Source organism: Achromobacter sp. JD-1 (assembly GCF_038594925.1).
In the GTDB taxonomy this organism is placed as follows: domain Bacteria; phylum Pseudomonadota; class Gammaproteobacteria; order Burkholderiales; family Burkholderiaceae_B; genus Achromobacter; species Achromobacter spanius_C.
The window spans coordinates 301887-327362 of sequence record NZ_JBCGCS010000003.1 but is presented as its reverse complement, the minus strand read 5'-3'; the positions used below and the strand labels follow the sequence as shown (position 1 = coordinate 327362).

The window sequence follows — 25476 nt, the reverse complement described above, 5'->3', positions numbered from 1 at the left end:
GACAGAACGGCGCGACGGCCCCGTGAGATAATCGCGCCCATGGATATGACCTCTCGTATGACGTCGCACTTTCGCGACGCCATGGCTGCGTGCGAACAAAGTATGAACGTCCTGGCGGAACCGCTGGCAGTGGCGGTCGACGTGCTGTTCGGCGCCCTGGCGAACAACGGCAAGATTCTGGCTTGCGGCAACGGTGGCTCGGCCGCCGATGCGCAGCATTTCATCGCCGAACTGGTGGGCCGCTTCGAACGCGAACGCCTGCCGCTGGCGGGCATCGCGCTCAATACCGACACCTCGATTCTCACCGCCGTCGGTAACGACTACGGCTTTGACGAAATCTATGAACGCCAGGTCAATGCCTTCGGCCAGGCGGGCGACGTGCTGGTGGCCATTTCAACCAGCGGTAATTCGCCCAACGTGGTGCGCGCCATGGAAGCCGCCAGCGCCCGCGAAATGCACGTACTGGCCCTCACGGGCAAGGGCGGCGGCGTCATGGGGGAACTCATCACGCCCATGGACGTCCATCTATGTGTTCCCAGCGACCGCACCATGCGGATCCAGGAAGTCCATATTCTGCTGCTGCACGCGCTGTGCGATGGCATCGACGCTCTTCTGCTTGGAGACACCGAATGATTTCTGACGTCAGAACCGCAGTTCGCCCCCTGATGCTCGCCGCGGCGCTGTCCACCGCCGCCCTGTCGCTGTCGGCCTGCGCGCCACTGATCGTGGGCGGCGCTGCCGCCACCACGGCGGTCGTCATCACCGACCGCCGCACCTCCGGCATCCAGCTTGAAGACCAGAACATCGCCTTCAAGGCGCAAAGCCAGATCTCGCAAAAGCTGGGCGACACGGCCCGCGTCAATGCCATGGCGTATGGCGGCCACCTGCTGCTGACGGGCGACGTGCCCACCGAGCAAGCCAAAGCCGAAGCGACCACCATTGCCCAAGGCATCGAAAACGTCAAACAGGTCATCAACCAGTTGAACGTCGGCCCCATCGCCTCGTTCGGCACACGTTCGAACGACACATGGCTGACGTCCAAGGTCAAGACCGCGCTGATCAATACCAAGTACGTGCCGTCCGGCACCATCGCGCTGACGACCGACCACAGCGTGGTCTATCTGATGGGCAAGGTGACCCAGGCCGAAGGCGACTATGCCGCCAACGCCGCGGCGGATGTCGGCGGCGTGGTCAAGGTGGTTAAACTCTTCGAGACCATCAGCCGCGAAGAAGCGATCCGGCTGTCCAACAGCAGCACCCGGGAAAACTCCACGGAAACCAAGGCGCCCATCGAAAGCGGCGCGGGTGCTGCGCCCACCGACGGCGGGGCCGGCACCGGCAACGGCGTAGAAGCGATGCCCATCAAATGAAAAAAGCCATCGTAGCCCTGGCCGTCCTGGTGGCGGTTGGCATTGGCGCCTGGTTCGTCTGGCGCCCTGCCCAAACCGCGCCTGACGTCACTTTCACCACGCTGGAAGGCAAAACCTTTTCAATGCAGGACTTGCGGGGCAAGGTGGTGCTGGTCAAGTTCTGGGCGACCAGCTGCGTCACTTGCGTGAAGCAGATGCCGGAAACCATCGCGGCCTACAAGGAATACGCCGCGAAGGGCTACGAGGCCGTGGCGGTCGCCATGGACTATGACCCGCCCAATTACGTGCTGAACTTCGCCGAGCAGCGCAAGCTGCCTTTCCCGGTGGCGTTGGACACCAAGGGCGAGATCGCGCGCGCGTTCGGCGACATCCGGCTCACCCCCACCGCCTTCCTGATCGACAAGCAGGGGCACATCATCAAGCGCTATCTGGGTGAATACGACGTGGCCGAATTCCACGCCACGGTGGAAAAGGCGCTGGCGGCAGGCTGATTGCGCTGAGTCTTGCTCCCCGCCTCCCAAAACAAAACCGCCCGATGGGCGGTTTTGTTTTTGCCCGGCTGAATCGGCGGGCCTACCCGATCAAACGGGCCTGCAACACTCAGAACGCCGGAATGACCGCGCCCTTGTACTTTTCCTGGATGAATTTCTTCACCTCGGGCGAGTGCAGCGCGTCAACCAGCTTCTTGATGCCGGCTGCATCCTTGTTGTCCGACCGGGTAACCAGAATGTTGGCGTAGGGCGAATCAGCACCCTCGATGAACAGCGCGTCCTTCGTGGGGACCAGGCCGGCTTCCAGCGCGTAGTTGGTGTTGATCAAGGCCAAGTCCACGTCGTCCAGCGCGCGCGGCAGCATCGCGGCTTCCAGTTCGCGGAATTTCAGCTTCTTGGGGTTGTCGACCACATCGGCCGCGGTGGCCAGAATGTTGGCCGGGTCCTTCAGCTTGATCACACCCTGCTTTTGCAGCAGCACCAGCGCGCGGCCGCCGTTGGACGGGTCGTTCGGGATGGCGACCGTGGCGCCGTCCTTGAGCTCGGCCAGGCTCTTGATCTTCTTGGAATAGCCGCCAAAGGGTTCAACGTGGACCAGCGCCACCGGCACCAACGTGGCCTTGCGGTCTTTGTTGAAGGAATCCAGGTACGGCTTGTGCTGGAAGAAGTTGGCGTCCAGCTGCTTGTCCACCAGTTGCAGGTTGGGCTGCACGTAATCGCTGAACACCGTGATGTCGAGCTCGACGCCCTGTTTGGCCAACTGCGGTTTCACCACTTCCAGGATTTCGGCGTGGGGAACCTGGGTCGCGCCCACCACCACTTTTTCTGCATGGGCGGCATGGGCCGCCACCAGGAAGGCCGATGCCACCAGGGCAGACCGGACGAAGTTCAAACGCATGTGTTGCCTCTTTTATAGGATGAAAATAGGGGACTGAGTCTCAGCGAGCCGGATTCACCCCCTTGTGCGGGGCTCCGCTGCCTGGAAAACGCACCCAATTTACCTGAATGCCGCTTATTTGTCGGGCATATGGACATGGGTTTTAGGCATATGAAACGCGGGGGTACTACAATCCGTCGTATGCTTGCGCTACCGCGTTCCGAACGCGATGTTGTGCAGGCATTTTTTCTAACCTTTTCATATCTATTTGCCGACTTAGCTGCCATGACCGACACCCCCGACCCTGCTGCCGTTTCGTCCCCCGCTGTCAAAGCCGCTGTGCTGTCTGAAGCACTGCCGTATATCCGACGATTCCACGGCAAGACCATCGTGGTCAAGTACGGCGGCAACGCCATGACGGAAGAGCGCTTGCAGCGCAGCTTCGCGCACGACGTCGTGCTGCTCAAGCTGGTGGGTCTGAACCCGGTGGTGGTGCACGGCGGCGGTCCGCAGATCGACGACGCGCTGCGCCGCATCGGCAAGCAAGGCACCTTCATCCAGGGCATGCGCGTGACCGATGCCGAAACCATGGAAGTGGTTGAATGGGTGCTGGGCGGCCAGGTCCAGCAAGACATCGTCATGATGATCAACGAGGTCGGCGGCAAGGCCGTGGGCCTGACCGGCAAGGACGGCGGCTTGATCCAGGCTCAGAAAAAACTGATGGCCAACAAGGACAACCCCGCCGAACCCATCGACATCGGCTTCGTGGGCGACATCACGCTGGTTGAACCCGCGGTGGTCAAGGCCCTGCAAGACGACCAGTTCATTCCCGTGATTTCGCCCATTGGCTATGGCGAAGACGGCACCGCCTACAACATCAACGCCGACGTCGTCGCCGGCAAGATGGCCGAAGTGCTGGGCGCCGAAAAGCTGTTGATGCTGACGAACACCCCGGGCGTGCTGGACAAGGCGGGCAAGTTGCTGCGCAGCCTGTCGGCCCAGACCATCGACGAACTCTTCGCCGACGGCACCATCTCGGGTGGCATGCTGCCCAAGATCTCGTCGGCGCTGGATGCCGCCAAGAACGGCGTGAATTCCGTGCACATCGTCGACGGCCGCGTGCCGCACTGCCTGCTGCTGGAAATTCTGACCGACCAGGGCGTGGGCACGATGATCAGCTCGCATTGATGCGAGCACAGCGTCTTTTGTTGCGACCGGCGGTGCGCCTGCGCCGCTCGCGCCGCGTGGCCACGGGCGTTTCCGAACGCCTGTGGCTGTTCGACCTGGACAACACGCTGCACGACACCTCGCATGCCATCTTTCCGAAGATAGACCTGGGCATGACCATGGCGGTGGCCGAGGCGCTGAATGTAGACGTCGACACCGCCAACGATCTGCGCAGGCAGTATTGGCACCGCTACGGCGCCACGATGATCGGCATGGTGCGCCATCACGGCGTCAACCCGCACGACTTCCTGCATCGCAGCCACGACTTCGACGTCAATCCGCTGGTGCGCAGCGAAAAGGCGCTGGCCTACAAGCTGCGCCGCCTGCCCGGCCGCAAGGTGCTGCTGACCAACGCACCGCTGCGCTATGCGCGTTCCGTGCTGGAACGCCTGGGCATCCTGAACCAGTTCGATAGCCTGTGGGCCATCGAACACATGCAACTGCACGGTGAATTCCGGCCCAAGCCCTCGCCCGCGCTGCTGCGTTACGTGCTGGCCCGCGAAGGCGTGCCCGCCCACCGCGCCGTGCTGGTCGAAGACACCCTGGCCAACCTGCGCGGCGCGCGCAGCGTGGGCGTGCGCACGGTGCACGTGTATCACCCCGGCACACCCTTTTCACGCGGCCAATCGCATCGTCCGCCCTATGTCGACTTGCGGGTAAACTCCGTCAGTGATTTGTTGTTACGTCGGCGTCCCCTGCGGGGATAGCGGCGCGCTCCTCCCCTTCCCTTCACCGTCCAAGCCTGCGCGAGAGCAGTCCCTTCCATGGCGAGCAAACCCGGCGAGCGCAAGACCCAGATTCTGCAGACCCTGGCCGAGATGCTGGAGCAACCGCACGCATCCCGCATCACCACGGCTGCGCTGGCCGCGCGCCTGCAAGTTTCGGAAGCCGCGCTGTACCGGCACTTCGCCAGCAAGGCGCAGATGTTCGAAGGGCTGATCGAATTCATCGAAACCAGCATCTTCACGCTGGTCAATCAGATTGCCACCGTGGAACCCTACGGCGTGCCGCAAGCGCACAAGACCGTGGCAATGCTGCTGACGTTTTCCGAGCGCAACAAAGGCATAACGCGGGTGCTGACCGGCGACGCCCTGGTCACGGAAGACAACCGGCTGCAAGAGCGCATCAACCACATCAATGACCGTATCGAAACGTCGTTGAAGCAGTCGCTGCGCATTGCCATCACCGACGGCGGCTTGCCGGCGGACGCCAACGTGGCTGCCCATGCCAGCCTGCTGACGCATCTGGTGTTGGGCCGCTGGCTGCGCTATGCGCAAAGCGGCTGGCGCGTGGCGCCGACGCTGCACCTGGATGAGCAACTGCGCCTGGCCCTGGGTTGAGCGACGCCCCCCATTAGCGGCATAACACGAACGAATTCAAGTAGAAATCAGGTGCCAACGCCGCAGGGCGCTGGCACAATTCGTGTGCATTCATGCAACAGTCCTTGCTTGCGACCCACAAGGGCGGTCGAGCATAATGCCCCGGATGGGTTTGCTCAAGCCCAGATTTCCATCAGCTTGATCCACATCAATGCGGGTTTTCCTCAATGCCGTCACGATCGTCCTGTAGCGTCGACACATCGAATTGAATAAACCCGTGCTCGCGGGAAGTGTGTCGACGGTTTGACCTCAACCGGAGATGGATATGACCGCGCCAGTCGCTGTCCCTGCCTCGCAAGCCCCCAAGAAAGTAAAAATACCCATCGGACTCATCGCCGGCGTCTTGGTGATGATCGGGGTGCTGATGATGCCCCTGCCCGCCGACCTGCCGGTTGCGGGCCACCGCATGCTGGCTATCCTGGCGTTCGCCGTGGTGGTCTGGATTACCGAAGCCGTGTCTTACGAAGCCAGCGCGATCATGATCACGACGCTGATGGCTTTCCTGCTGGGCACGGCTCCGACAATCAAAGACCCGAACGTGCTGTACGGCACGTCCGCCGCCATCAGCATGGCGCTGACAGGCTTCGCCAACTCGGCGCTGGCGTTGGTCACCGGCGCCTTGTTCATTGCCGCCGCCATGACCTTCACCGGGCTGGACCGGCGCATTGCGCTGGTCACGCTGTCGCGGGTGGGCACCAGCACGCGTCGCATCCTGATTGGATGTATAGCCGTGACGATCGTACTGAGCCTGGTCGTGCCCAGCGCCACCGCGCGCAGCGCAGCGGTCGTGCCGATCATGATGGGCGTCATCGCCGCCTTCGGCGTGGACAAGCGGTCGAACATCGCGGCCGGCATCATGATCATCGTGGCGCAAGCCACCAGCATCTGGAACGTGGGCATCCAGACCGCCGCCGCGCAAAACCTGCTGACCGTCGGCTTCATGGAAAAGATGCTGGGCGAGCGCGTGGCGTGGTCGGACTGGCTGATCGCCGGCGCGCCGTGGTCGCTGATCATGTCGGCCGTGCTGATCGTGGTGGTGCTGAAGCTGCTGCCGCCGGAAAGCGACAGCATCGCCGGGGGCAAGGAAGCGGTCGAAAAGTCGTTGCTTGAACTGGGCCCGATGACCAGCGCGCAAAAGCGCCTGATGGGCGTATCGCTCATGCTGCTGCTGTTCTGGGCAACCGAAGGCAAGCTGCACAAGTTCGACACCACATCCACCACCTACTTCGGCCTGGTCCTGCTGCTGCTGCCGCGCTTTGGCGTGATGACGTGGAAAGACGTGCAGTCGCGCATTCCATGGGGCACCGTGATTGTGTTTGGCGTGGGCATCAGCCTGGGTACCGCCCTGCTGACCACCCAAGCCGGCCAATGGCTGGGCAACCAGGTCGTTGCGCACACCGGGCTGGACCATCTTGGGCCTCTGGCCATCTTCGCCGTGCTGGCCGCTTTCCTGATCATCATCCACCTGGGGTTTGCCAGCGCCACCGCGCTGACCTCGGCGATGCTGCCCATCCTGATCTCGGTGCTGGCCACGCTGCCCGGCGATTTCAGCCGCCTGGGCATGACGATGCTGCTGGGCTTCGTCGTCAGCTACGGCTTCATCCTGCCGATCAATGCCCCGCAGAACATGGTGTGCCTGGGCACGGAAACCTTCAACGCCAAGCAGTTCGCGAAAGTCGGCATCATCGTCACTATCGTGGGCTACCTGCTGATGCTGCTGATGGGCATGACCTACTGGCGCTGGCTCGGCTGGCTGTAAGGAGAACGCGTCATGAAACTCTCTTTAGCCCAAGCCAATGAATACGGCCGCCGCGTGCTGATGGCGCAAGGCGTGCCGGAAGACATCGCGCGCGACGTGGCCGAACACCTGGTCGAGTCCGACCGGGTGGGCTACACCAGCCACGGCCTGTCCATCCTGACGAACTACCGCCGCGTGCTGTCGCAGGGGCTGGCGCAGGCGGACGGCCGCCCCGAGCTGGTCAATGACCGCGGCGCCATGCTGGCCTATGACGGCCATCACGGCCTGGGCCAGTATGTGGGCAAGGTGGTCATTGAAAAGGCCATCGAGCGCACGCAGGAACACGGGCAGTGCATCGTGACCCTGCGCCACAGCCATCACCTGGGCCGCATGGGCCACTTTGGCGAAATGGTGGCGGCCAAGGGCCTGATCCTGCTGGCCTTCACCAACGTGATCAATCGCGCCCCCACCGTGGCGCCGTTTGGCGGCGCGCAGGCCTGCCTGACCACCAACCCGCTGTGCTTTGCCGGCCCGCTGCCCGGTGGACGCGCGCCCTTCATCGTGGACATGGCGACGAGTTCCATCGCGGTGAACAAAGCGCGGGTGCTGGCGGCCAAGGGCGAACAGGCGCCGCCCGGGTCGCTGATCGACGCCGACGGCAACCCCACGACGGACCCCGGCGCGCTGTTCGCCGACCCGCCGGGCGCCCTGCTGCCCTTTGGCGGACACAAGGGCTATGCGTTGGGCCTGGTGGCCGAACTGCTGGCGGGGGTGTTGTCAGGCGGAGGCACGATCCAGCCCGATCACCCGCGCAACGGCGTGGCAACGAACAATATGTTCGCGCTGCTGCTGGATCCGCAGGTGGACTTCAACACGGATTGGCGGTCGATGGAGGTGGGTGCGTTCATCGATTATTTGCACGCCTGCAAGCCGCAACCGGGTGTCGAGGCCGTGCAGTACCCGGGGGAATATGAAGCCCGGAACCGGGCAGTGAATGCGGATTCGGTGGAGTTCGACAGCCGGATCTGGGACGGGTTGACGAAGTTGGCGGTGGAGCTGGGGGTGCCTGAGGCGTTGCCTTGAGGGAGAGGCGCGCGTAGGGGACGATGGGGTTCGTGCTTGGCGGAGATGAAGGGTTTCGTGCTTGCGGAGATGATGGGTTTCGCGCGACGGAGGATGGCGTTTTTTGGGTAGGGGGTGGCGCGCTGCACCCATCCTACGCCATCCTGCTCCATCCTGCGCGGCGCGCGGTGTCAGGTTTTGGTGGAGCGGTGTCGGCTGATGCTCATCATGATGCCGAACGCGATGCCCATCGTGAATAGCGCGGTCCCGCCGTAGCTCATGAACGGTAAGGGTACGCCTACAACCGGCAGGATGCCCGTCACCATCCCGACGTTCACGAACACGTAGATGAATAGCATCATCGTCAGCGCGCCGGCCAGCAGCCGGCCGAACTGCGATGAGGCGCGAGAGGCGATCGTCAGGCCGCGCGCCATCATCAGGCCGTACAGCACCAGGATCGCAATACCGCCGTACAGGCCGAATTCCTCGGCGTAGACCGCGAAGATGAAGTCGGTGGTGCGTTCGGGAATAAAGTCCAGATGGGTTTGCGTGCCCTTCATGTAGCCCTTGCCGTACACGCCCCCCGACCCCACCGCAATCATCGATTGGATCGTGTGGAAGCCCTTGCCGAGCGGATCGGAACTGGGGTTCAGCAGCGTGCAAACGCGGTGCTTCTGGTAATCGTGCAGCACGACCCAGTTCACGTCCGGTTCGCACAACTGGTCTTCGTAGTACACCAGCGTGCCGATGGCGATGATGCCGGCCAGCATGACGGGCACCAAGAGCTTGAAGGACAGGCCCGCGAAATAAATCACGAAAAAGCCGGCGCCGAACACCAGCAGCGCCGTGCCCAGGTCAGGCTGCAACACAATCAGTCCAAAGGGCGCGGCCAGCATGGCGGCGGCAGCCAGGAAGTCGCGGATGCGCACGGCGCCTTCGTGGCGCTGGAAATACCAGGCCAGCATCATCGGCACGGCAATCTTCATCATCTCGGACGGCTGGATCCGCGTGACACCCAGGTCCAGCCAGCGCGTTGCGCCCTTGCTGGTTTCGCCAAAGAACTCCACGCCCAGCAGCAACACCACGCCCACCACGTAAAACGGCAAGGCCAGCTTCATCAACCACTTGGGGGGAATCAGCGCCATGGTCCACATGGCGAAGAACGCGATGATGAAGTTGCGCGATTGTTCGGCGAATCGCCAGTCGGTACCGCCCACCGCCGAATGCATGACGGTCAGGCCCAGCGCCGCGAACATCATCAGGATGGCCAGCAGCGGCCAGTCGAACGCCGTGAAAATGCGTAGCAGGATCAGGCCCAGGCGTTTCATTGTTGGCGCACCACGTCGTCGGTGATGGTTTCGACGGAAGCCAGGGGGTCGCCGCGGTCGGGCCGCACGATCTGGTCCTGGCGGTCTTTGGCCAGCCAGTAGTCGAAGACCTTGCGCGCGACCGGCGCGGCCACGCTGGCGCCCCAGCCTGCGTTCTCGACAATCAGCGACACGGCAATGCGAGGGTGCTCCAGCGGGGCGAAGCCCATGAACAGCGCGTGGTCGCGCAGGCGTTCGTCAATGGCGCTGGCGCGGTAATGGCCGCCGCGCAGGCTGAACACCTGGGCGGTGCCGGTTTTACCGGCCGCCTGGTAGGGCGCGTTGGCGAACGCGCGGCGCGCCGTACCGGATCGCACCACGTCAGCCATGGCGTTCTTGATCACGTCCACGTTGGCCTGTTTGAGCGGAATGCGGTAGTCGGGCACGGACACCGTCGGCTTGGCGACGCCGGTGCGGGAATCACGCACCGCGTGCACCAGGTGCGGCCGCCGGTACAGCCCATTGTTGGCCAGGGTCGAGGTGCCCTGCGCCAGTTGCAGCAGGGTGAATGAGTTGTAGCCCTGGCCCACGGCCACTGAAATGGTTTCACCCGCGTACCAGCGCTGGCGATCCTTGTCTTTGTAGGCCGCGCGCTTCCAGTCGGTGGACGGCAACACGCCGCGCTTTTCGCCTTCCAGGTCGATGCCGGTGATCTGGCCAAAACCGAACTGCTTGGAGAAGTCATGCAGGGCATTGACGCCGATTTCGGGGCCAAGCGAATAAAAGTAGGTGTCGGACGACACCACGATGGCCTTGTGCATGTCGGTCATGCCGTAGGCCGCGCCGCCCGCGTTGCGAAACTTCTGTCCGCCGAATTCGTAGTAACCGGGGTCCGAGATGCGATCCGTGGCGCTGCGCTTGCCCAGCTCCAGCGCGGCCAGACCAACGAAGGGCTTGTAAGTGGAGCCAATGGGGTAGGTGCCGTAAAGCGGGCGGTTGATCAGCGGATGGTCTGGCGATTCGTTCAGCATGCGCCAGTTGTCGACATCGATGCCATCCACGAACAGATTGGGGTCGAATGACGGTTGCGACACAAAGGCCAGCACTTCGCCCGTGTCCGGGTCAATGGCGACGAGCGCGCCGCGCTGTCCCGCAAAGGCTTCTTCGGCCACCTTCTGCAGGCCCATGTCGATCGACAACATGATGTCCGACCCTGGCACCGGGTCAATCCGCCGCAGGGTACGCATGGGACGGCCGCCCGCGGTGACTTCGACCTCTTCCAGGCCGGTGCGGCCATGCAATTGCTCTTCCCAGGTCTTTTCGATGCCTTTTTTGCCGATGACGTCGGTACCGCGATAGTTGCCCAACTGGCCGGTGCGCTCGAGCTCTTCGTTGTCGCCCTCGGCGATGCGGCCGATATAACCCACCACGTGCGCGGCAGACACGCCTTGCGGGTATTCACGCACCCAGCGTGCCCGCAATTCCACGCCCGGAAACTGGAAAGCGTGCGCGGCGAACCAGGCGGCCTCGGTGTCGTTCAGATTGTTGCGCAAGAGCAGGCTGGCGTAGCGGCTGGATTCCGCCGCGCGCCGCTTGAAGCGCCGTTGATCCGCCGGGCTGATGTAGACGACTTCGGTCAGGCGCTCGAACAGCTCGTTCATGTTGCCGGCGTGGGCAGGCACCACTTCCAGCGTGTAGGTACGGTAGTTGCGCGCCAGGACTTCGCCATTGCGGTCCAGGATCTCGCCGCGCCGCGGCGGAATCGGCACCACCGCGATGCGGTTGCGGTCGGCGCGCTCGGACAGGCCTTCGTAACGGTCAACCTGCAAATACCAGAACCGGCCCACCAACACGCCGAAGCACACCAAGGCGAACACGCCGCCCACCCAGGCGCGCATGCGGAATCGCTGCTTTTGCTGCTGGCCGGTTTTCTTGAATTCAAACATCACGCATCGCCGCCATCAGGCGGAGGAGGATTCGGCGTCATCGGCGCCGCGCTGCGGCAGGTGCAAGACCCAGCCCGCCAACGGCCACAAGGCGGCCGTGATGGCCACGCTGATGCACCAGTCCCAGCCCGGCCACTTGCCCGCCAGCCAGGCATGGATGATCTGCGTCAGGAAACGGGCGACGAAGAACACAGGCAGCATGTGCATCGCCTGGCTCCAGAGGTCAAACCGTTGCAGTCGGCGGTGCAGCACCACGGCGCCATAGGCAACAAGCGTGTAGGACAAGGCGTGCTCGCCGAGCAAGCCGGCGTCGTGCACATCCATCAGCAAGCCGAAAAAGAACGCGGTGAAGAGACCAACGCGGCGCGGTTCATGCACGCACCAGAAGGCGATGATCAGCACCAGCACGTCGGGCGCGCCCTGCCACAGCCGCCACGGCAGCAAGGACACCAGCCACACCAGCAACAATGTTCCCCAGACGAACACACCATGCGCCGGCCCGGAAAGCCGGTCGGGATGCACGTTGCTGGGCGTTCCCAGGCGGCGCCTGGGCGGCGATTGGTTAGTCCGATCCACCGGAATCGACCTCCTGACGGTTGGACTCGGCGCGGGCCACATCCACCTGCAAAACCAGAAAGTGGCGATAGCGTTCGGGATGGGCCAACGGTTCACATACGGCGCGGGCGAACCCCGACGCGGTGTCGCGTTCGACCGAAGTCACTTTGGCCACGGGCAGGCCGGCGGGAAACAGGCCGCCCACGCCGCTGGTGACGATAGTATCGCCTTCCTTGATGTCGGCATTGGCGGCAAGGTAACGAACTTCCATCTTGCCCGGCGAATTTCCGCCGAACGCGATCAGGCGCAGGCCGTTGCGCAGCAATTGCACGGGAATGGACACCTGCTCGTCGGTAACCAGGGCGGCTTCGGCCGTCATCGGCGTCACGCGCACGATCTGGCCGACCACGCCGCCTTCGTCGATGACCGGCATGCCCGGCGCCAGCCCGGCCTTGCTGCCCTTGTTGAACACCAGCCGTTGCGTGAAGGCGTTGGTGGGTTCGTACATGACCTCGACCACCACGGCCGATTGCGCCACGGTATCGGTCACGCCAAGCAAGCGGCGTAATTGCGCGTTTTCGGCGGCCAGTTGCGCAGCGTGCGACGCCACCTGGGCCAGCTCGATGCGCTGGCGCTGCAAGGCTTCGTTTTCACTGCGGATGAGGTTGGCCGCGTTGACCCATTCGTTGACCTGCTGGACCAGATCGCGCGGCGCCATGACGGCGCGCTGAAAGGGATACAGCGCCACGGCAATCGTCCGGCGCGCGGGTTCCAGCATGCGCCATTGGGAATCCATGACGATCAAGGCCAACGCAAGGACGACCAGAACGACCAGCCGCACCTCGGCAGGTGGGCCGCGCCTGAATAGGGGGGGGGTCCCTTGTCGTTGCATGAATCTCAGCCCGGACGCCCGCGTCCGTAGCCCCCGCAGCGGCCGGAGCCGAAAAAAAGCGGGGCTCCGGGCTGGCGGGCGGTATTAGTCGTTGATGAAGATGGCGCCCAGTTTCTCAAGGTGTTCCAGCGCCTCGCCGCAGCCCCGCACAACGCAGGTCAGGGGGTCGTCGGCCACCACGACGGGCAAACCGGTTTCTTCCTGGAGCAGGCGATCAAGATCGCGCAGCAGCGCGCCGCCACCGGTCAGGGCAATGCCCTTGTCGGTGATGTCGGCACCGAGTTCGGGCGGGGTTTGCTCAAGCGCGATCTTCACGGCGGACACGATCTGGTTCAGCGGATCGGTCAGCGATTCCAGGATCTCGTTGGACGAGACCGTGAAGCTGCGCGGCACGCCTTCAGCCAGATTGCGGCCCTTGACTTCGATCTCGCGGACTTCGGAACCCGGGAATGCGGAACCGATTTCCTTCTTGATCAATTCAGCCGTGGGTTCACCGATCAGCATGCCGTAGTTGCGACGGATGTAGTTGACGATGGCCTCGTCGAACTTGTCGCCGCCGACGCGCACGGAACCCTTGTAGACCATGCCGCCCAGCGAGATGACCGCCACTTCCGTGGTGCCGCCGCCGATGTCGACAACCATGGAACCGCTGGCGTCGGACACGGCCAGGCCGGCGCCGATGGCCGCGGCCATGGGTTCTTCGATCAGGAAGACGTGGGACGCGCCCGCGCCCAAGGCCGATTCGCGGATGGCGCGGCGTTCAACCTGGGTGGAACCGCAAGGCACGCAGACGATGATCCGCGGGCTGGGCGCCAGCATGTTGCGGGGGTGCACCATGCGAATGAACTGCTTGAGCATCTGTTCGGTGACCGTGAAGTCGGCGATAACGCCGTCCTTCATGGGCCGGATGGCCTCGATGTTGCCGGGAACTCGGCCGAGCATCTGCTTGGCTTCGTGGCCGACGGCCTGGATGATCTTTTTGCCGTGAGGCCCGCCTTCATGACGGATTGCGACCACGGAGGGCTCATCGAGCACAATGCCCTTGCCGCGGACGTAAATCAGCGTATTGGCGGTACCGAGGTCAATCGCCATATCGCTGGAAAAATAACTGCGCAGGAATCCGAACATGGGAGCTCAGCTAAATTCTGGGGGGAATTGGGTTCATGCCGGGGGGCGTATGGCCCGAAAAAGGTCGGGTCCGCCTGTCATCACGGCGATTAAACCGTGAATCATAACTTATAATTTCACCGGAAATAGCGCATAAATGCAGGCTATTCAAGCTTTGTAACGGGTTTGGCGCATGCATACTGACCAGTCCCGCCCTTCGGCCTTCGCTTATCGATTTTGCAATCCCTATGGCGCTTAATGACACAGATGTGGCCCGCATTGCCCGGCTGGCCAGGATCGAATTGACTCCCGACCAGCGCACGCTTGCGCAGGCGGAGCTTAACGGCATTCTCCACTTGATAGAACGGCTTCAGTCCGTCGACACCCAGGGCGTCGAACCGCTGGCCCACCCGCTGTCCGCCCATGAGGACATTGTGCTGCGCCTGCGTGAAGACGCCGTGACGGAGACCAGCTCGGAAGCGCGCCGCGAAGCGCTGCTGGCCAATGCCCCCGACGCCCAGGAAGGCTTGTTCCTGGTCCCCAAAGTCCTCGACTAAGCCATGACAAAACCTGCCTTGCATACCCAATTCGAGGGGATCGCCGCCTTGCGCGCGGCCCTCGCCCAACGCCAGGTCAGCGCCGTTGAACTGGCGCAAAGCGCCTTGGCGGCCGCCGATGCGGCCAGCGGCCTGAATTGCTTTTTACATATTGACGCTGAATTGACGCTGGCCCAGGCCCGCGCCGCCGACGCCGCCCTGGCCGACGGTTCGGCCGGCCCCTTGGCCGGCGTGCCCATCGCCCACAAAGACGCTTTCGTGACTCGCGGCTGGCGTACCACCGCGGGCAGCAAGATGCTGGACGGCTACGTCAGCCCATTCGACGCCACCGTCGTCGAGCGCCTGGGTTCGGCCGGCGCCGTGTCGATCGGCAAGCTCAACTGCGACGAATTCGCCATGGGCTCCGGCAACGAAAATTCCGCCTACGGCGTCGTGAAGAACCCCTGGGATCACGCCGCCGTTCCGGGCGGGTCGTCGGGTGGCTCCGCCGCCGCGGTCGCCGCTCGTCTGGTGGCGGCCACCACCGGCACCGACACCGGCGGCTCAGTGCGCCAGCCCGCTGCTCTGTGCGGCGTCAGCGGCATCAAGCCCACTTACGGCACCGTGTCGCGCTATGGCATGGTGGCTTTCGGGTCCAGCCTGGACCAGGCCGGCCCCTTGGCGCAAAGCAGCCGCGACCTGCTTGAACTGCTGGACGTCATCAGCGGCTTTGACCCGCGCGACGCCACCAGCCTTGAAAAGTGCGATGGCGCCGTGAACGAACCCGGCCGCGTCCGTCGCGACTTCGACGCCGCGCAAGGAAAGTTCGACGCCGCCGGCAGCCAGCCCCTGAAGGGCCTGCGCATCGGCGTGCCGGAAGAATATTTCGGCGCCGGCCTGGCAGCCGATGTAGCCGCCGCGGTGGAAGCCGCGCTGGCACAGTTCGAAGCGCTGGGCGCCGTGCGAGTGCCCGTGTCGCTGCCGCGCACGGAACTGGCCATCCCGGCTTATTACGTCATCGCGCCGGCGGAGGCGTCCAGCAACCTGGCCCGCTACGACGGCGTGCGCTACGGCCACCGCACTGAACAGTACGGCGACCTGAACGAGATGATCAGCCGCTCGCGCGCCGAAGGCTTCGGCGACGAGGTCAAGCGCCGCATCCTGATCGGCACCTATGTGCTGTCCCACGGTTACTACGACGCCTATTATTTACAGGCACAACGCCTGCGCCGCCTGATCGCGCAAGATTTCCAGCGCGCCTATGCCGGCCAATGCGACGTCATCATGGGCCCGGTCACGCCGTCGGTCGCCAAGAACATCGGCGACAACCGCGACGACCCCACCGCCGACTGGCTGGCCGACGTCTACACGCTGGGCGTGAGCCTGGCCGGCCTGCCTGCCATGTCGATCCCCTGCGGCTTTGGCGGCGACAACAGCAAGCGTCCTGTCGGCCTGCAAATCATCGGCAACTACTTCGATGAAGGCAGGCTGCTGGCCATCGCCGACCGCTACCAACAAGTAACGGACTGGCACAAGCGGTCCCCGCTGTGATGATGCCCCGACGCTCTCTTCGCTTGCTGGCCCCAAAGGGGGCCGCCAGCGCTTGGGGCGGCCCGGCGCCGCTGGCACCACAGCCGCGGCACTACTGATTGGAACTACAGATAATGAACTGGGAAATCGTCATCGGCCTGGAAACGCACACCCAGCTTTCCACCGACTCCAAGATTTTTTCGGGCAGCAGCACGCAATTCGGCGCGGCGCCCAACACGCACGCCAACGAGGTGGACCTGGCCTTGCCGGGCAGCCTGCCGGTCATGAACCGGGGCGCGGCTGAACGCGCCATCCGCTTCGGGCTGGCCGTGGGCGCCACCATCGCGCCGCGTTCGGTCTTTGCGCGCAAGAACTACTTCTACCCCGACCTGCCCAAGGGCTACCAGATCAGCCAGTACGAACTGCCCGTCGTCGTGGGTGGATCGTTGTCGTTCTTCGTCGGCGAAGAAGAAAAGACCGTCAACCTGACGCGCGCCCACCTGGAAGAAGACGCCGGCAAGTCGCTGCACGACGACTTCACGCTGGCCAACGGCTCGCCCGCCAGCGGCATCGACCTGAACCGCGCCGGCACCCCGCTGCTGGAAATCGTGACCGAGCCCGAAATGCGCTCCGCCGCCGAAGCCGTGGCCTACGCTCGCGCGCTGCACAGCCTGGTCGTGTGGCTGGGCATTTGCGACGGCAACATGCAGGAAGGTTCGTTCCGCTGCGACGCCAACGTGTCCGTGCGTCCGGTCGGCCAGAAGGAATTCGGCACCCGCACCGAAATCAAGAACGTCAACTCGTTCCGCTTCCTGGAACGCGCCATCGTCTACGAAGCACGCCGCCAGATCGAACTGATCGAAGACGGCGGCACGGTCGTGCAGGAAACCCGCCTGTACGACGCCGACCGCGACGAAACCCGCAGCATGCGCAGCAAGGAAGACGCGCACGATTACCGCTACTTCCCCGACCCCGACCTGCCCACGCTGGTGATCTCCAGCGCCTGGGTCGATGAAGTGCGCGCCGCCATGCCCGAACTGCCGGCCGCGCAACGCGCCCGCTTCGAATCGGAATACGGCCTGCCCGCCTACGACGCCGCCCAACTCACGGTCAGCCGCGATCTGGCCGCCTACTTCCAGGCGGTGGCGAATGCACTGCCGGCGGGCCAGGCCAAGCTGGCCGCGAACTGGGTCATGGGCGAAGTGGCTGCCGCCCTGAACAAGGACGAAAAGAGCATCGCCGATTCGCCCGTGCAGGCCCCCGCGCTGGCGGCCCTGATCGGCCGCATCATCGACGGCACGATCTCCAACAAGATCGCGCGCGAAGTCTTCGGCGCGATGTGGGCCGGTGAAAACGGCGGCGACGCCGACGCCATCATCGACGCACGCGGCCTGAAGCAGATCAGCGACACGGGCGCCATCGGCGCCATGATCGACGAGGTGCTGGCCGCCAACCCGGCCATCGTGGAAGAGTACCGGGCCGGCAAGCAAAAGGCGTTCAATTCGCTGGTGGGCCAGATCATGAAGGCCGCACGCGGCAAGGCCAACCCGCAGCAAGTGAACGACCTGCTCAAGGAAAAGCTGGGCGGCTGATAGCCACGACAGGGATCAGTCCGACAAAGGGCCGCGGCACATTGCCGCGGCCTTTTCTTTTGCCAAGAATGGGGATGGCCAATTCTTGATCGGAGATCCCCAATGTCTGACTACATCGAAGTGCCGCAGGAAGCGGTTGCGGATTGCCTGGAAGCGCTGATTGTGGCGGCGCAAAATGGCGCGCGCATCGTGATCATGAAAGGCGGCAAGGCGCGGGCTTATATTCGGCCCGCGAACTCCGCAATGACCAAGGACGCCTATGACGCGCTCCTTGCTCTCAAACGCTTTCCTCGCGTGCCTGGCGTGCCAGACGAACAGTTGCTCGCCTGGATAAAGGAGGATCAACGATGATCACGGTGCTGGATGCCTCCGTCGCCTTGGCTTGGCTTGCCGACCGCACCGACGTCACCGAAGCCATGCTGGCACGCCATTTGTTCGAAGAAGTCGATCATTTCGATCTGCTGGTTCCTCAACACTGGCGAGTAGAAGTCGCCAACGGCATGCTACGGCTGCAACGCGCGCAACTCGTGTCGCCCGCTAAAGTCACCTTGTTCGCCAATCAGATTGAGGCCCTTGCCATAGAAAGCGACAAGGCGCACATCCCCCATCGCTGGGCCCACATCAGGCTGATTGCGTTGACGCACGCGTTGACGGCGTACGATGCGGCGTATGTTGAGTTGGCTATGCGCTCTGGCGGCTGCCTGGCCACGTTTGACCGCAAGTTGGCTGATGCCGCCAGAGCATGCGGTATTCCGATATTCGGGCAAACGCATGGCATCGCGGAACCCGTGGCCGCCTATGGCTAGCGAGGTAGCGCGCCGCACCACCTCTCCCGCGACGGGTCGTTCGCGAACTTACGTTCAGGGCCTTACTTCACCCCGTACTTCGTCCGATACGCCTGCACCGCATCGCGGTTTTCCGCGAAAGACGCGTCGTCTTCCAGCAAGCCCATGATGTCTGACAGCGATGCAATCGCCACCACCGGAATGCCGTAGGTCTTGGCCACGTCCTGCACCGCCGAATGCGGGGACAGCGCGTCGTCCGGGCCGGCGCGTTCCATACGGTCCAGGGCGATCAGCACGGCGGCCGGTTCGGCGCCCGCGTTGCGGATGATTTCCACTGATTCACGCACCGACGTACCCGCCGTGATCACGTCGTCGATGATGACGACCTTGCCCTTGAGCGGCGCGCCGACCAGGGTGCCGCCTTCGCCGTGGTCCTTGGCTTCCTTGCGGTTGTAGGCGAACGGCACGTCGTTGCGGCCGTCCATCGCCGGGTGGCCCGCCAGCGCTACCGCCGTTGCGGTGGCCAACGGAATGCCCTTGTACGCCGGGCCGAACAGCATGTCGAACTGCACGCCGGAATCCAGCAGCGCCTGGGCATAGAACTGCGCCAGCTTGCCGACCGCGCGGCCGCTGTTGAACAGGCCGGCATTGAAGAAGTAAGGGCTGATCCGACCTGATTTGACCTTGAAGCTGCCAAAGCGCAGCACGCCTTCATCAAGGGCGAAGCGGACGAATTCTTGCGGCGTGGCGGAAGTCGGGGTGGCGGGGGTGGCGGCGGGCATGCGAGTGGGTCCGGTGGATGGCAAACCCCCGCATTTTATCCGTTGTCGGGGCTATTCCCTGCCCCCAACGCCGAGTCGGTTAAATTCCTGGCATTGTTCCGGCCCCAGGGCCGCTCTACAGGAGTTTCGCTTTGCTGCGCATCACGTCGATCAATCTCAACGGCATCCGCTCCGCCTTCCGCAAGGGCCTGCAACCTTGGATGGAAAAACATGCGGCGGACATACTTTGCCTTCAGGAAATCAAGATTGCCGAGCCGGACCTGACGGACGACCTGCGTCATCCGCCTGGCTATACCGGCCACTTCCACCACGCGGTGAAAAAGGGCTACAGCGGCGTGGGCATCTACCTGCGTAACGCCGCCGAGCGCGTGAACATCGGCCTGGGTTGCGAAGAATTCGACCCCGAAGGCCGCATCATCCGCGCCGACTGGAAGAACCTGTCGGTGGTCAGCGCCTACCTGCCCTCGGGCTCCAGCGGCGACGAGCGCCAGCAGGCCAAGTACCGCTTCCTGGATCGCTTCGGGCCGTGGATCGACGCTCTGATGCACGAGCACAAAACCACCGGCCGCGAATTCGTCATCTGCGGCGACTGGAACATCGCGCACAAGGAAATCGACCTGAAGAACTGGAAGGGCAACATGAAGAATTCGGGCTTCCTGCCCGAAGAACGCGCCTGGCTGACCGACGTGTTCGACAAGCGCGGCTTTGTGGACGTGTTCCGTACCATCGATGATCGCCCTGATCAGTACACCTGGTGGAGCAACCGTGGCCAGGCCTGGGCCAAGAACGTAGGGTGGCGGATCGATTACCAGATCGCCACACCCGGCATTGCCGCCCGCGCGCGCAACGTGGCCATCTACAAGGACGAGCGCTTTTCCGACCATGCGCCGTTGACGATCGATTACGACACCACGCTTTGATAGGTAAAGGCGGGCGCGCGCGGCGCGTCCACTGATGCCGACCGGCACCACGGGCGTCAAATCACGGTCCGATCAATAAAATAATAAGGGACGCATAGCGTACCCGTGAGGCGCTTGCCGACCCTTGCCTTGGCGTCAAACCCCTTTGTTTGCGCGGTCCAACGGCAATTTCAGCCCTACACTTTTATTTCCATAAACCGGGGACGCATTAAAATCCCCAGCGAAATCAACGACTGCCCTGAAATTTCGGCCATTTTTCCGTATCAAGACCGCATCCTTTTCTAAATACGTCCCCGTTTTATTAAAAGAAAAACCGCTTTCTTTTCAACGCACTAAGACGTTCAGGCACCTTTGCGCAGGGCAACAAATTTCCCCTACACTTGCGCACCATGACGGTGCTGTTCATGCACCAGAATAATTAATCCGCGCCCCACAATGGCGCAGAACGCACCCATTCGTAGCACCCCCGAGGAAATCATGTTGAAAGTGCAGAGTCTGGACGACTTCCTGCGTGGCGTCGCCGCGCGCGACCCGCAGCAGCCCGAATTCATGCAAGCCGTCCAGGAGGTCATGCATAGCCTGTGGCCTTTCATCGAAAAGCACCCTCACTATGCCGACCACGCCCTGCTTGAGCGCCTGGTTGAGCCGGAACGGGTCATCCAATTCCGTGTGTGCTGGACCGATGACCGGGGCCAGGCCCAGGTGAACCGCGCGTTTCGCATTCAGCACAGTTCGGCCATCGGCCCGTTCAAGGGCGGCATGCGCTTTCACCCCTCGGTGAACCTGTCCATCCTCAAGTTCCTGGCGTTTGAACAGACGCTGAAGAACTCGCTGACGACGTTGCCCATGGGCGGCGGCAAGGGCGGGTCCGACTTCGACCCCAAGGGCAAGTCCGATGCCGAAGTCATGCGCTTCTGCCAGGCGTTGATGATTGAGCTGTATCGCCACCTGGGCCCCGACACCGACGTGCCGGCCGGCGACATCGGCGTGGGCGCGCGCGAGGTCGGCTTCATGGCCGGCATGATGAAAAAGCTGTCGAACTCGACGGCCAGCGTCTTCACCGGCAAGGGTCTGACCTTTGGCGGCAGCCTGATTCGCCCCGAAGCCACGGGCTACGGCACCGTGTACTTTGCCGAAGAAATGCTCAAGCGCGTGGGCAAGTCGTTTGACGGCCTGCGCGTGTCCGTGTCGGGGTCAGGCAACGTGGCGCAGTACGCCATCGAAAAAGCCATGTCGCTGGGCGCCAAGGTCGTTACCGTGTCCGACTCCAACGGCACCGTGGTGGATGACGCCGGCTTCACGCACGAAAAGCTGGTGGCGCTGATGCACATCAAGAATGACCTGCGCGGCCGCCTGGATACCTATGCCCAGCAATTTGGCCTGAAGTACGAAGCAGGCAAGCGCCCGTGGCATGTGCCCGTGGACGTGGCACTGCCCTGCGCCACCCAGAACGAACTGGAACTGGCCGACGCCCAAACGCTGATCAAGAATGGCGTGCTGTGCGTGGCCGAAGGCGCCAACATGCCGGCCACGCTGGATGCCGCCAAGGCCTTCATCGCGGCGCGCGTGCTGTACGCGCCGGGCAAGGCCAGCAATGCGGGCGGCGTGGCGGTGTCGGGCCTGGAAATGGCGCAGAACTCCGCGCGCCTGTCCTGGACCCGCGACGAAGTGGACGCGCGCCTGCACGCCATCATGCGCGACATCCACGAAAATTGCGTGCGCCACGGTCACAGCGAACGCGAATACGTCAACTACCTGGACGGCGCCAACATCGCCGGTTTCGTGAAGGTTGCCGACGCGATGCGCCAGCAGGGCCTGTACTGATCCCGGCCCCGGTCGCCACATAAAGCATGGCGGCCCATGAAGAATGGCGGCTCAGCGGGCCGCCATTCTTGTTATTCCATCACCAATCGCGCGCTCAGTGCTTCATGGCGCCGTGATCGTGGTTCATGCTCATGCCGGGGTTGTGCGACGCTGGCTTGACCTTGAATTGCACGGCGACTTCGCCAGCCTTTTCAAACTTCAGCGTGGCAGGCACGGTGGCGCCGTCCTTGAACGGCGCGCGCAGCTTGATGAACATGACGTGATAGCCGCCCGGGCTGAGCTTGACCTCGGCATCGGCCGGCACCACGATGCCGCCTTCCACCTGGCGCATCTTGGACACGCCGTTCTCCGTCAGCACGGTGTGCAGCTCGACCCGTTCCGCGGCATCGGACGACACCGACAACAGGCGGTCCTCGGTCTTGGCATCGTTATCGATGTCCATATACCCCGCCCCATTGGATTGGCCCGGCGCCGACGCACGCACCCAGACATCGTCGATTTCGATCTGGCCAACCTTATAGTCCTTCGCCCACGCCGATCCGGCCGTGCACAGGCCCAGGGCGGCGATGAATGCGAATTTGCGGATATTCATGGGGGTGTCCTCCTAGTGGGTTAACGCCGCCGGACCAAGCTGCGGGCGGCCGACAGAACCGAATCGGTCAAGGCTTCCATCGCCTCGGAGTTTACCCGCCAATGCTGCCAGTACAGCGGCACGTCCTCCCAGGCGCGGCCGCGAAGCAGCATCAGATGACCTGCATCAAGATGCTCTTGCACCAACGGCAGCGGGTTCATGGTCCAACCCAGACCGCCCAGCGTGGCCTGCACGAAGGCGCGTGTGGACGGCACCCACCAGACCGGCGGCTGCCAGGGCGCGGGGTCCGAGATCTTGTGCGCAAAGCGTGCCTGCAAGGCATCCTTGCGGTTGAACACCAGGACCGGCGCCTGCGCCAGCGTCTGCGCGTTGACGCCTTGCGCGAAATAGCGCTTGTGGAAATCGGGCGTGCAGGTGGCCACGTAGCGCATGCTGCCCAGCGAATGGATCCGGCAGCCCTGGACCGGATCGGCCAACGTGGTCACCGCGCCCAGCACAGCGCCGTTGCGCAACAGCGCGGCGGTGTGGTCCTGGTCTTCGGACTGCATGTCCAAGGTAGCGCGCGTGCGGGTTGAAAACAGCAGCGCGGCTTCAACAAACCAGGTTTCCAGGCTGTCGTGGTTGACCGCGATGGGAATACTGGCGTGCGGCACGTCGTCGTCGGACACTCCCAAGCGGTTCAGCGCGTCGTGCTCCAGCAGCGCCGTCTGCTCGGCCAGTTGCACCAGAACCTGGCCGTCGGCCGTGGCGGCGGCCGGTACCGTGCGCTGGACCAGCAGGCGGCCCATGCGATCTTCCAACGCCTTGATCCGCTGCGACACCGCCGACGGCGTCACGCTTAGCGACAGCGCGGCCCGCTCAAAGCTGCCTTCGCGCACCACCGCGGCCAGCGCTCGCAGATTGCCGTGGTCAATTTTCATACATTAGCCCTGCTTAATATAGTGAAGGAAAATTAGCTTTATTTCATTCACATGGCAAGGGAAAATACGCTATTGCCGAACTGCGCGACGCCCTCGCACGACACGCACGACACTCGGCACCCACATCAAAGCGCCGCCACAGGCGTTGCAGTCACAGGTATTTGCATCATGTTCGCCACATCCCCCCTCTTCCTCACAGCCTGGGCCAGCGGAACGGCCACCGGGCTGGGCCTGTTCGCGGTTGTGGGCGCGCAAAGCGCCTTTATCCTGCGCCAGGGCTTGATGCGTGCGCACCTGCTCAGCGTGGTCGCCATCTGCGCGCTGATCGACGCCGTGTTCATTTTTGCCAGCGTATCGGGCTTGCAAGCCTTGACCACCTGGTTTCCGTGGCTGACCACCGCCGTGCTGTGGTTTGGCGTCGCGTTCCTGTCTTGGTACGGGCTTCAGTCGGCCCGCCGCGCGCTGTCGGCAACGGGCGGCCTGGCCGCTGCGCGGGACGTCGCCCCATCGCGCCGCGCCGCCATGCTTGGCGCGCTCGGCTTTTCACTGCTGAACCCGCATTTCTGGCTGGACATGGTGGTGGTGGGTTCGCTGGCCCACGGCTTCGACGACGCCCGCATGGCGTTTGCCGCCGGCGCCTTCACCGCCAGCCTGTTGTGGTTGGCGGTACTGGGCATCGGTTCGCGCTTGTTTGCCCCGTTTTTTTCCAGCGCCTTGGCCTGGCGCGTGCTGGATGGCGTGATTGCCGTGGTCATGGTCGGGCTGGCCATCGGCCTGGCGGTCAAGGGCGTATAAGAAAAGGCGCTGACCAAGGAAAAGCGCCACCCCATCGTATGAAGGAGGGGTGGCGCTTTCGCCATCAAGTGACCGGATCAACCTGAACGAATCAACGTGACCCGATCACACTGACCGGCCGAACATCAACAACTCAGACAATCGTCAACGTCACATCAATGTTGCCGCGCGTGGCGTTCGAGTACGGGCAGACGATGTGCGCGGCGGCGACCAGCTTTTCGGCCTGTTCGCGGTCCATGCCCGGCAACGAGATCTTCAGTTCGACTTCAATACCGAAGCCGGTCGGGATGGCGCCGATGCCCACGATGCCGTTCACTGACACGTCGGCCGGAATGGCGATCTTGTCGCGGCCACCCACGAACTTCATCGCGCCCAGGAAGCAGGCGGAATAGCCGACGGCGAACAGTTGTTCGGGGTTGGTGCCGGCGGCGCCCGCGCCGCCCAGCTCGCGCGGCGTGGTCAGCTTGACATCCAGGTTGCCGTCATCGCTGACGCCACGGCCTTCACGGCCGCCGGTTGCGGTGGCATTGGCGCGATACAGAACTTTTTCGATAGACATGGTGCGTTTCCTTTGTAGGATAAAAGTTGAACTGCCTGGCCTGGCGGGCCCTCCCGCTTCGGCGTTTACTGATGACCTGCAAACCTGCAAATCCGTTTTGCCATTTAAATAGCGCACAACTATATCGTGCACTACTTATTAGATCGGATGATGACACGCATCACCCCACACTTCAAATACTTTCGACCAGCTTGACCCGCAATGCGTGCAGCGCTTTCATCATGCCCTGCGCCTCGTCCAGCGTGCATTGCGCGGCGGCCGCCACTGAATGCGGCACGGTTTCGGCGCGCTCTCGCAGCGCTCTGCCCTGCTCCGTCAGCCCCACGATCACCTGCCGTTCGTCGTCCACGGCGCGCTTGCGCGTCACCAGGCCCGCCGCTTCCAGACGCTTCAACAGCGGCGTCAGCGTGGCCGAGTCCAGAAACAGGCGGTCGCCGATATCCGTCACCGTGATGTCATCGCCTTCCCACAGCACCAGCATCACCAGGTACTGCGGATACGTCAGGTCCAGCCCACGCAGCAGCTTGCGGTACACCTTGTTCATCGCCAGTGACGTCGAGTACAAGGCGAAGCACAACTGGCTGTCCAGCAGCAGCGGGTTGAATGCGCTTTTGGCTTTAGATCGGGATTTCATTGCGCAATATTAAATAGCGCGCTATTTAACGTCAAGCGGTTTTTTAAAAGATGTGG

General features: G+C 63.3%; 27 protein-coding genes. 16 read left to right on the top strand and 11 right to left on the bottom strand.

Features of this window, described 5'->3' with window-relative positions:
- The first annotated feature begins 39 nt into the window (after window positions 1-39).
- From WBR68_RS07200 to WBR68_RS07190, 3 genes are read left to right on the top strand one after another with little or no spacing between them, the layout of a single operon-like run.
- On the top strand, window positions 40-633 hold the full coding sequence (locus tag WBR68_RS07200) for a phosphoheptose isomerase (RefSeq protein ID WP_013396736.1): 594 nt from the start codon (window positions 40-42) through the stop codon (window positions 631-633).
- On the top strand, window positions 630-1370 hold the full coding sequence (locus WBR68_RS07195) for a BON domain-containing protein (RefSeq protein ID WP_050446217.1): 741 nt from the start codon (window positions 630-632) through the stop codon (window positions 1368-1370). The genes WBR68_RS07200 and WBR68_RS07195 overlap by 4 nt, the downstream gene beginning before the upstream one ends.
- Window positions 1367-1861, top strand: coding sequence for a peroxiredoxin family protein (locus WBR68_RS07190; RefSeq protein ID WP_050446216.1), 495 nt, complete (start codon window positions 1367-1369; stop codon window positions 1859-1861). Before WBR68_RS07195 ends, WBR68_RS07190 begins: the two co-directional genes overlap by 4 nt.
- Before the next feature lie 109 nt (window positions 1862-1970).
- Here the strand turns inward: WBR68_RS07190 and WBR68_RS07185 are convergent, their stop codons facing one another.
- Window positions 1971-2759, bottom strand: coding sequence for a MetQ/NlpA family ABC transporter substrate-binding protein (locus tag WBR68_RS07185; RefSeq protein ID WP_050446215.1), 789 nt, complete (start codon window positions 2757-2759; stop codon window positions 1971-1973).
- A 264-nt stretch (window positions 2760-3023) separates the two neighbouring features.
- Between WBR68_RS07185 and argB the strand changes: the two genes are divergently transcribed.
- The 5 genes from argB to WBR68_RS07160 all read left to right on the top strand — a co-directional run bounded on the left by argB (window position 3024) and on the right by WBR68_RS07160 (window position 8165).
- Window positions 3024-3926: an acetylglutamate kinase gene (argB, locus tag WBR68_RS07180; RefSeq protein WP_006216311.1), complete on the top strand. Its 903-nt coding sequence runs from the start codon at window positions 3024-3026 to the stop codon at window positions 3924-3926.
- Window positions 3926-4672 (top strand): pyrimidine 5'-nucleotidase, encoded by a 747-nt coding sequence (locus tag WBR68_RS07175; protein ID WP_050446214.1) that lies wholly within the window; start codon window positions 3926-3928, stop codon window positions 4670-4672. Before argB ends, WBR68_RS07175 begins: the two co-directional genes overlap by 1 nt.
- 57 nt (window positions 4673-4729) lie before the next feature.
- Window positions 4730-5305, top strand: a complete 576-nt coding sequence (gene slmA / locus WBR68_RS07170) for a nucleoid occlusion factor SlmA (protein ID WP_230693762.1) — start codon at window positions 4730-4732, stop codon at window positions 5303-5305.
- Between the two features lie 304 nt (window positions 5306-5609).
- A complete protein-coding gene (locus tag WBR68_RS07165; protein ID WP_050446213.1) occupies window positions 5610-7103 on the top strand; it encodes a DASS family sodium-coupled anion symporter in 1494 nt (497 codons plus the stop codon).
- Window positions 7104-7115: 12 nt separating this feature from the next.
- The gene (locus WBR68_RS07160) at window positions 7116-8165 is read left to right on the top strand and encodes an Ldh family oxidoreductase (protein ID WP_050446212.1); all 1050 of its coding nucleotides are present in this window, start codon (window positions 7116-7118) and stop codon (window positions 8163-8165) included.
- Window positions 8166-8335: 170 nt separating this feature from the next.
- Here the strand turns inward: WBR68_RS07160 and rodA are convergent, their stop codons facing one another.
- The 5 genes from rodA to WBR68_RS07135 form a co-directional block, all read right to left on the bottom strand.
- Window positions 8336-9472, bottom strand: coding sequence for a rod shape-determining protein RodA (gene rodA, locus WBR68_RS07155; RefSeq protein WP_050446211.1), 1137 nt, complete (start codon window positions 9470-9472; stop codon window positions 8336-8338).
- On the bottom strand, window positions 9469-11397 hold the full coding sequence (gene mrdA / locus WBR68_RS07150) for a penicillin-binding protein 2 (RefSeq protein WP_050446210.1): 1929 nt from the start codon (window positions 11395-11397) through the stop codon (window positions 9469-9471). Before mrdA ends, rodA begins: the two co-directional genes overlap by 4 nt.
- A 15-nt stretch (window positions 11398-11412) precedes the next feature.
- Window positions 11413-11973 carry a rod shape-determining protein MreD gene (gene mreD, locus WBR68_RS07145; protein ID WP_050446209.1) on the bottom strand — a complete coding sequence of 187 codons (561 nt, stop codon included), beginning with the start codon at window positions 11971-11973 and terminating at the stop codon, window positions 11413-11415.
- On the bottom strand, window positions 11960-12844 hold the full coding sequence (gene mreC, locus WBR68_RS07140; protein WP_050446208.1) for a rod shape-determining protein MreC: 885 nt from the start codon (window positions 12842-12844) through the stop codon (window positions 11960-11962). Before mreC ends, mreD begins: the two co-directional genes overlap by 14 nt.
- Before the next feature lie 84 nt (window positions 12845-12928).
- Window positions 12929-13972, bottom strand: a complete 1044-nt coding sequence (locus WBR68_RS07135; RefSeq protein WP_006216320.1) for a rod shape-determining protein — start codon at window positions 13970-13972, stop codon at window positions 12929-12931.
- Between the two features lie 227 nt (window positions 13973-14199).
- Between WBR68_RS07135 and gatC the strand changes: the two genes are divergently transcribed.
- From gatC to WBR68_RS07110, 5 genes are all read left to right on the top strand, one after another.
- A complete protein-coding gene (gene gatC / locus WBR68_RS07130; protein ID WP_050446207.1) occupies window positions 14200-14508 on the top strand; it encodes an Asp-tRNA(Asn)/Glu-tRNA(Gln) amidotransferase subunit GatC in 309 nt (102 codons plus the stop codon).
- 3 nt (window positions 14509-14511) lie between these two features.
- Window positions 14512-16038 (top strand): Asp-tRNA(Asn)/Glu-tRNA(Gln) amidotransferase subunit GatA, encoded by a 1527-nt coding sequence (gene gatA, locus WBR68_RS07125; RefSeq protein ID WP_230693761.1) that lies wholly within the window; start codon window positions 14512-14514, stop codon window positions 16036-16038.
- A gap of 113 nt (window positions 16039-16151) precedes the next feature.
- Window positions 16152-17609, top strand: a complete 1458-nt coding sequence (gatB, locus tag WBR68_RS07120; RefSeq protein ID WP_050446205.1) for an Asp-tRNA(Asn)/Glu-tRNA(Gln) amidotransferase subunit GatB — start codon at window positions 16152-16154, stop codon at window positions 17607-17609.
- 102 nt (window positions 17610-17711) lie between these two features.
- Entirely contained in the window at window positions 17712-17960 is a 249-nt protein-coding gene (locus tag WBR68_RS07115; RefSeq protein ID WP_050446204.1) for a hypothetical protein, read from the top strand.
- A complete protein-coding gene (locus WBR68_RS07110; RefSeq protein WP_230693760.1) occupies window positions 17957-18415 on the top strand; it encodes a type II toxin-antitoxin system VapC family toxin in 459 nt (152 codons plus the stop codon). Before WBR68_RS07115 ends, WBR68_RS07110 begins: the two co-directional genes overlap by 4 nt.
- Before the next feature lie 62 nt (window positions 18416-18477).
- On the opposite strand, the gene pyrE is transcribed toward WBR68_RS07110, so the two are convergent.
- Window positions 18478-19176, bottom strand: a complete 699-nt coding sequence (gene pyrE / locus WBR68_RS07105) for an orotate phosphoribosyltransferase (RefSeq protein WP_050446202.1) — start codon at window positions 19174-19176, stop codon at window positions 18478-18480.
- Window positions 19177-19307: 131 nt separating this feature from the next.
- On the opposite strand from pyrE, the gene WBR68_RS07100 reads away from it, so the two are divergent.
- Window positions 19308-20096 carry an exodeoxyribonuclease III gene (locus WBR68_RS07100; RefSeq protein WP_050446201.1) on the top strand — a complete coding sequence of 263 codons (789 nt, stop codon included), beginning with the start codon at window positions 19308-19310 and terminating at the stop codon, window positions 20094-20096.
- 477 nt (window positions 20097-20573) lie between these two features.
- A complete protein-coding gene (gene gdhA / locus WBR68_RS07095) occupies window positions 20574-21920 on the top strand; it encodes an NADP-specific glutamate dehydrogenase (protein WP_230693759.1) in 1347 nt (448 codons plus the stop codon).
- A gap of 94 nt (window positions 21921-22014) precedes the next feature.
- Here the strand turns inward: gdhA and WBR68_RS07090 are convergent, their stop codons facing one another.
- Together WBR68_RS07090 and WBR68_RS07085 are read right to left on the bottom strand one after the other, a co-directional pair.
- Window positions 22015-22512 (bottom strand): copper chaperone PCu(A)C, encoded by a 498-nt coding sequence (locus WBR68_RS07090; protein ID WP_050446200.1) that lies wholly within the window; start codon window positions 22510-22512, stop codon window positions 22015-22017.
- A gap of 20 nt (window positions 22513-22532) precedes the next feature.
- The gene (locus WBR68_RS07085; protein WP_050446199.1) at window positions 22533-23432 is read right to left on the bottom strand and encodes a LysR family transcriptional regulator ArgP; all 900 of its coding nucleotides are present in this window, start codon (window positions 23430-23432) and stop codon (window positions 22533-22535) included.
- 168 nt (window positions 23433-23600) lie between these two features.
- Here WBR68_RS07085 and WBR68_RS07080 point away from each other — a divergent pair, with 168 nt between their 5' ends.
- Window positions 23601-24227 (top strand): LysE/ArgO family amino acid transporter, encoded by a 627-nt coding sequence (locus WBR68_RS07080; RefSeq protein WP_127186074.1) that lies wholly within the window; start codon window positions 23601-23603, stop codon window positions 24225-24227.
- A gap of 133 nt (window positions 24228-24360) precedes the next feature.
- Here the strand turns inward: WBR68_RS07080 and WBR68_RS07075 are convergent, their stop codons facing one another.
- Window positions 24361-24786, bottom strand: coding sequence for an organic hydroperoxide resistance protein (locus tag WBR68_RS07075; RefSeq protein ID WP_006216338.1), 426 nt, complete (start codon window positions 24784-24786; stop codon window positions 24361-24363).
- A 172-nt stretch (window positions 24787-24958) separates the two neighbouring features.
- Entirely contained in the window at window positions 24959-25420 is a 462-nt protein-coding gene (locus tag WBR68_RS07070; RefSeq protein ID WP_050446197.1) for a MarR family winged helix-turn-helix transcriptional regulator, read from the bottom strand.
- Window positions 25421-25476 lie beyond the last annotated feature (56 nt).

What these genes read in the sequence shown, in the direction of transcription:
- WBR68_RS07200 (WP_013396736.1), top strand. Translation starts at nt 40, where the DNA reads ATGGATATGACCTCTCGTATGACGTCGCACTTTCGCGACGCCATGGCT.
- WBR68_RS07195 (WP_050446217.1), top strand. Translation starts at nt 630, where the DNA reads ATGATTTCTGACGTCAGAACCGCAGTTCGCCCCCTGATGCTCGCCGCG.
- WBR68_RS07190 (WP_050446216.1), top strand. Translation starts at nt 1,367, where the DNA reads ATGAAAAAAGCCATCGTAGCCCTGGCCGTCCTGGTGGCGGTTGGCATT.
- WBR68_RS07185 (WP_050446215.1), bottom strand. Translation starts at nt 2,759, where the DNA reads ATGCGTTTGAACTTCGTCCGGTCTGCCCTGGTGGCATCGGCCTTCCTG.
- argB (WP_006216311.1), top strand. Translation starts at nt 3,024, where the DNA reads ATGACCGACACCCCCGACCCTGCTGCCGTTTCGTCCCCCGCTGTCAAA.
- WBR68_RS07175 (WP_050446214.1), top strand. Translation starts at nt 3,926, where the DNA reads ATGCGAGCACAGCGTCTTTTGTTGCGACCGGCGGTGCGCCTGCGCCGC.
- slmA (WP_230693762.1), top strand. Translation starts at nt 4,730, where the DNA reads ATGGCGAGCAAACCCGGCGAGCGCAAGACCCAGATTCTGCAGACCCTG.
- WBR68_RS07165 (WP_050446213.1), top strand. Translation starts at nt 5,610, where the DNA reads ATGACCGCGCCAGTCGCTGTCCCTGCCTCGCAAGCCCCCAAGAAAGTA.
- WBR68_RS07160 (WP_050446212.1), top strand. Translation starts at nt 7,116, where the DNA reads ATGAAACTCTCTTTAGCCCAAGCCAATGAATACGGCCGCCGCGTGCTG.
- rodA (WP_050446211.1), bottom strand. Translation starts at nt 9,472, where the DNA reads ATGAAACGCCTGGGCCTGATCCTGCTACGCATTTTCACGGCGTTCGAC.
- mrdA (WP_050446210.1), bottom strand. Translation starts at nt 11,397, where the DNA reads ATGTTTGAATTCAAGAAAACCGGCCAGCAGCAAAAGCAGCGATTCCGC.
- mreC (WP_050446208.1), bottom strand. Translation starts at nt 12,844, where the DNA reads ATGCAACGACAAGGGACCCCCCCCCTATTCAGGCGCGGCCCACCTGCC.
- WBR68_RS07135 (WP_006216320.1), bottom strand. Translation starts at nt 13,972, where the DNA reads ATGTTCGGATTCCTGCGCAGTTATTTTTCCAGCGATATGGCGATTGAC.
- gatC (WP_050446207.1), top strand. Translation starts at nt 14,200, where the DNA reads ATGGCGCTTAATGACACAGATGTGGCCCGCATTGCCCGGCTGGCCAGG.
- gatA (WP_230693761.1), top strand. Translation starts at nt 14,512, where the DNA reads ATGACAAAACCTGCCTTGCATACCCAATTCGAGGGGATCGCCGCCTTG.
- gatB (WP_050446205.1), top strand. Translation starts at nt 16,152, where the DNA reads ATGAACTGGGAAATCGTCATCGGCCTGGAAACGCACACCCAGCTTTCC.
- WBR68_RS07115 (WP_050446204.1), top strand. Translation starts at nt 17,712, where the DNA reads ATGTCTGACTACATCGAAGTGCCGCAGGAAGCGGTTGCGGATTGCCTG.
- WBR68_RS07110 (WP_230693760.1), top strand. Translation starts at nt 17,957, where the DNA reads ATGATCACGGTGCTGGATGCCTCCGTCGCCTTGGCTTGGCTTGCCGAC.
- pyrE (WP_050446202.1), bottom strand. Translation starts at nt 19,176, where the DNA reads ATGCCCGCCGCCACCCCCGCCACCCCGACTTCCGCCACGCCGCAAGAA.
- gdhA (WP_230693759.1), top strand. Translation starts at nt 20,574, where the DNA reads ATGTTGAAAGTGCAGAGTCTGGACGACTTCCTGCGTGGCGTCGCCGCG.
- WBR68_RS07090 (WP_050446200.1), bottom strand. Translation starts at nt 22,512, where the DNA reads ATGAATATCCGCAAATTCGCATTCATCGCCGCCCTGGGCCTGTGCACG.
- WBR68_RS07085 (WP_050446199.1), bottom strand. Translation starts at nt 23,432, where the DNA reads ATGAAAATTGACCACGGCAATCTGCGAGCGCTGGCCGCGGTGGTGCGC.
- WBR68_RS07080 (WP_127186074.1), top strand. Translation starts at nt 23,601, where the DNA reads ATGTTCGCCACATCCCCCCTCTTCCTCACAGCCTGGGCCAGCGGAACG.
- WBR68_RS07075 (WP_006216338.1), bottom strand. Translation starts at nt 24,786, where the DNA reads ATGTCTATCGAAAAAGTTCTGTATCGCGCCAATGCCACCGCAACCGGC.
- WBR68_RS07070 (WP_050446197.1), bottom strand. Translation starts at nt 25,420, where the DNA reads ATGAAATCCCGATCTAAAGCCAAAAGCGCATTCAACCCGCTGCTGCTG.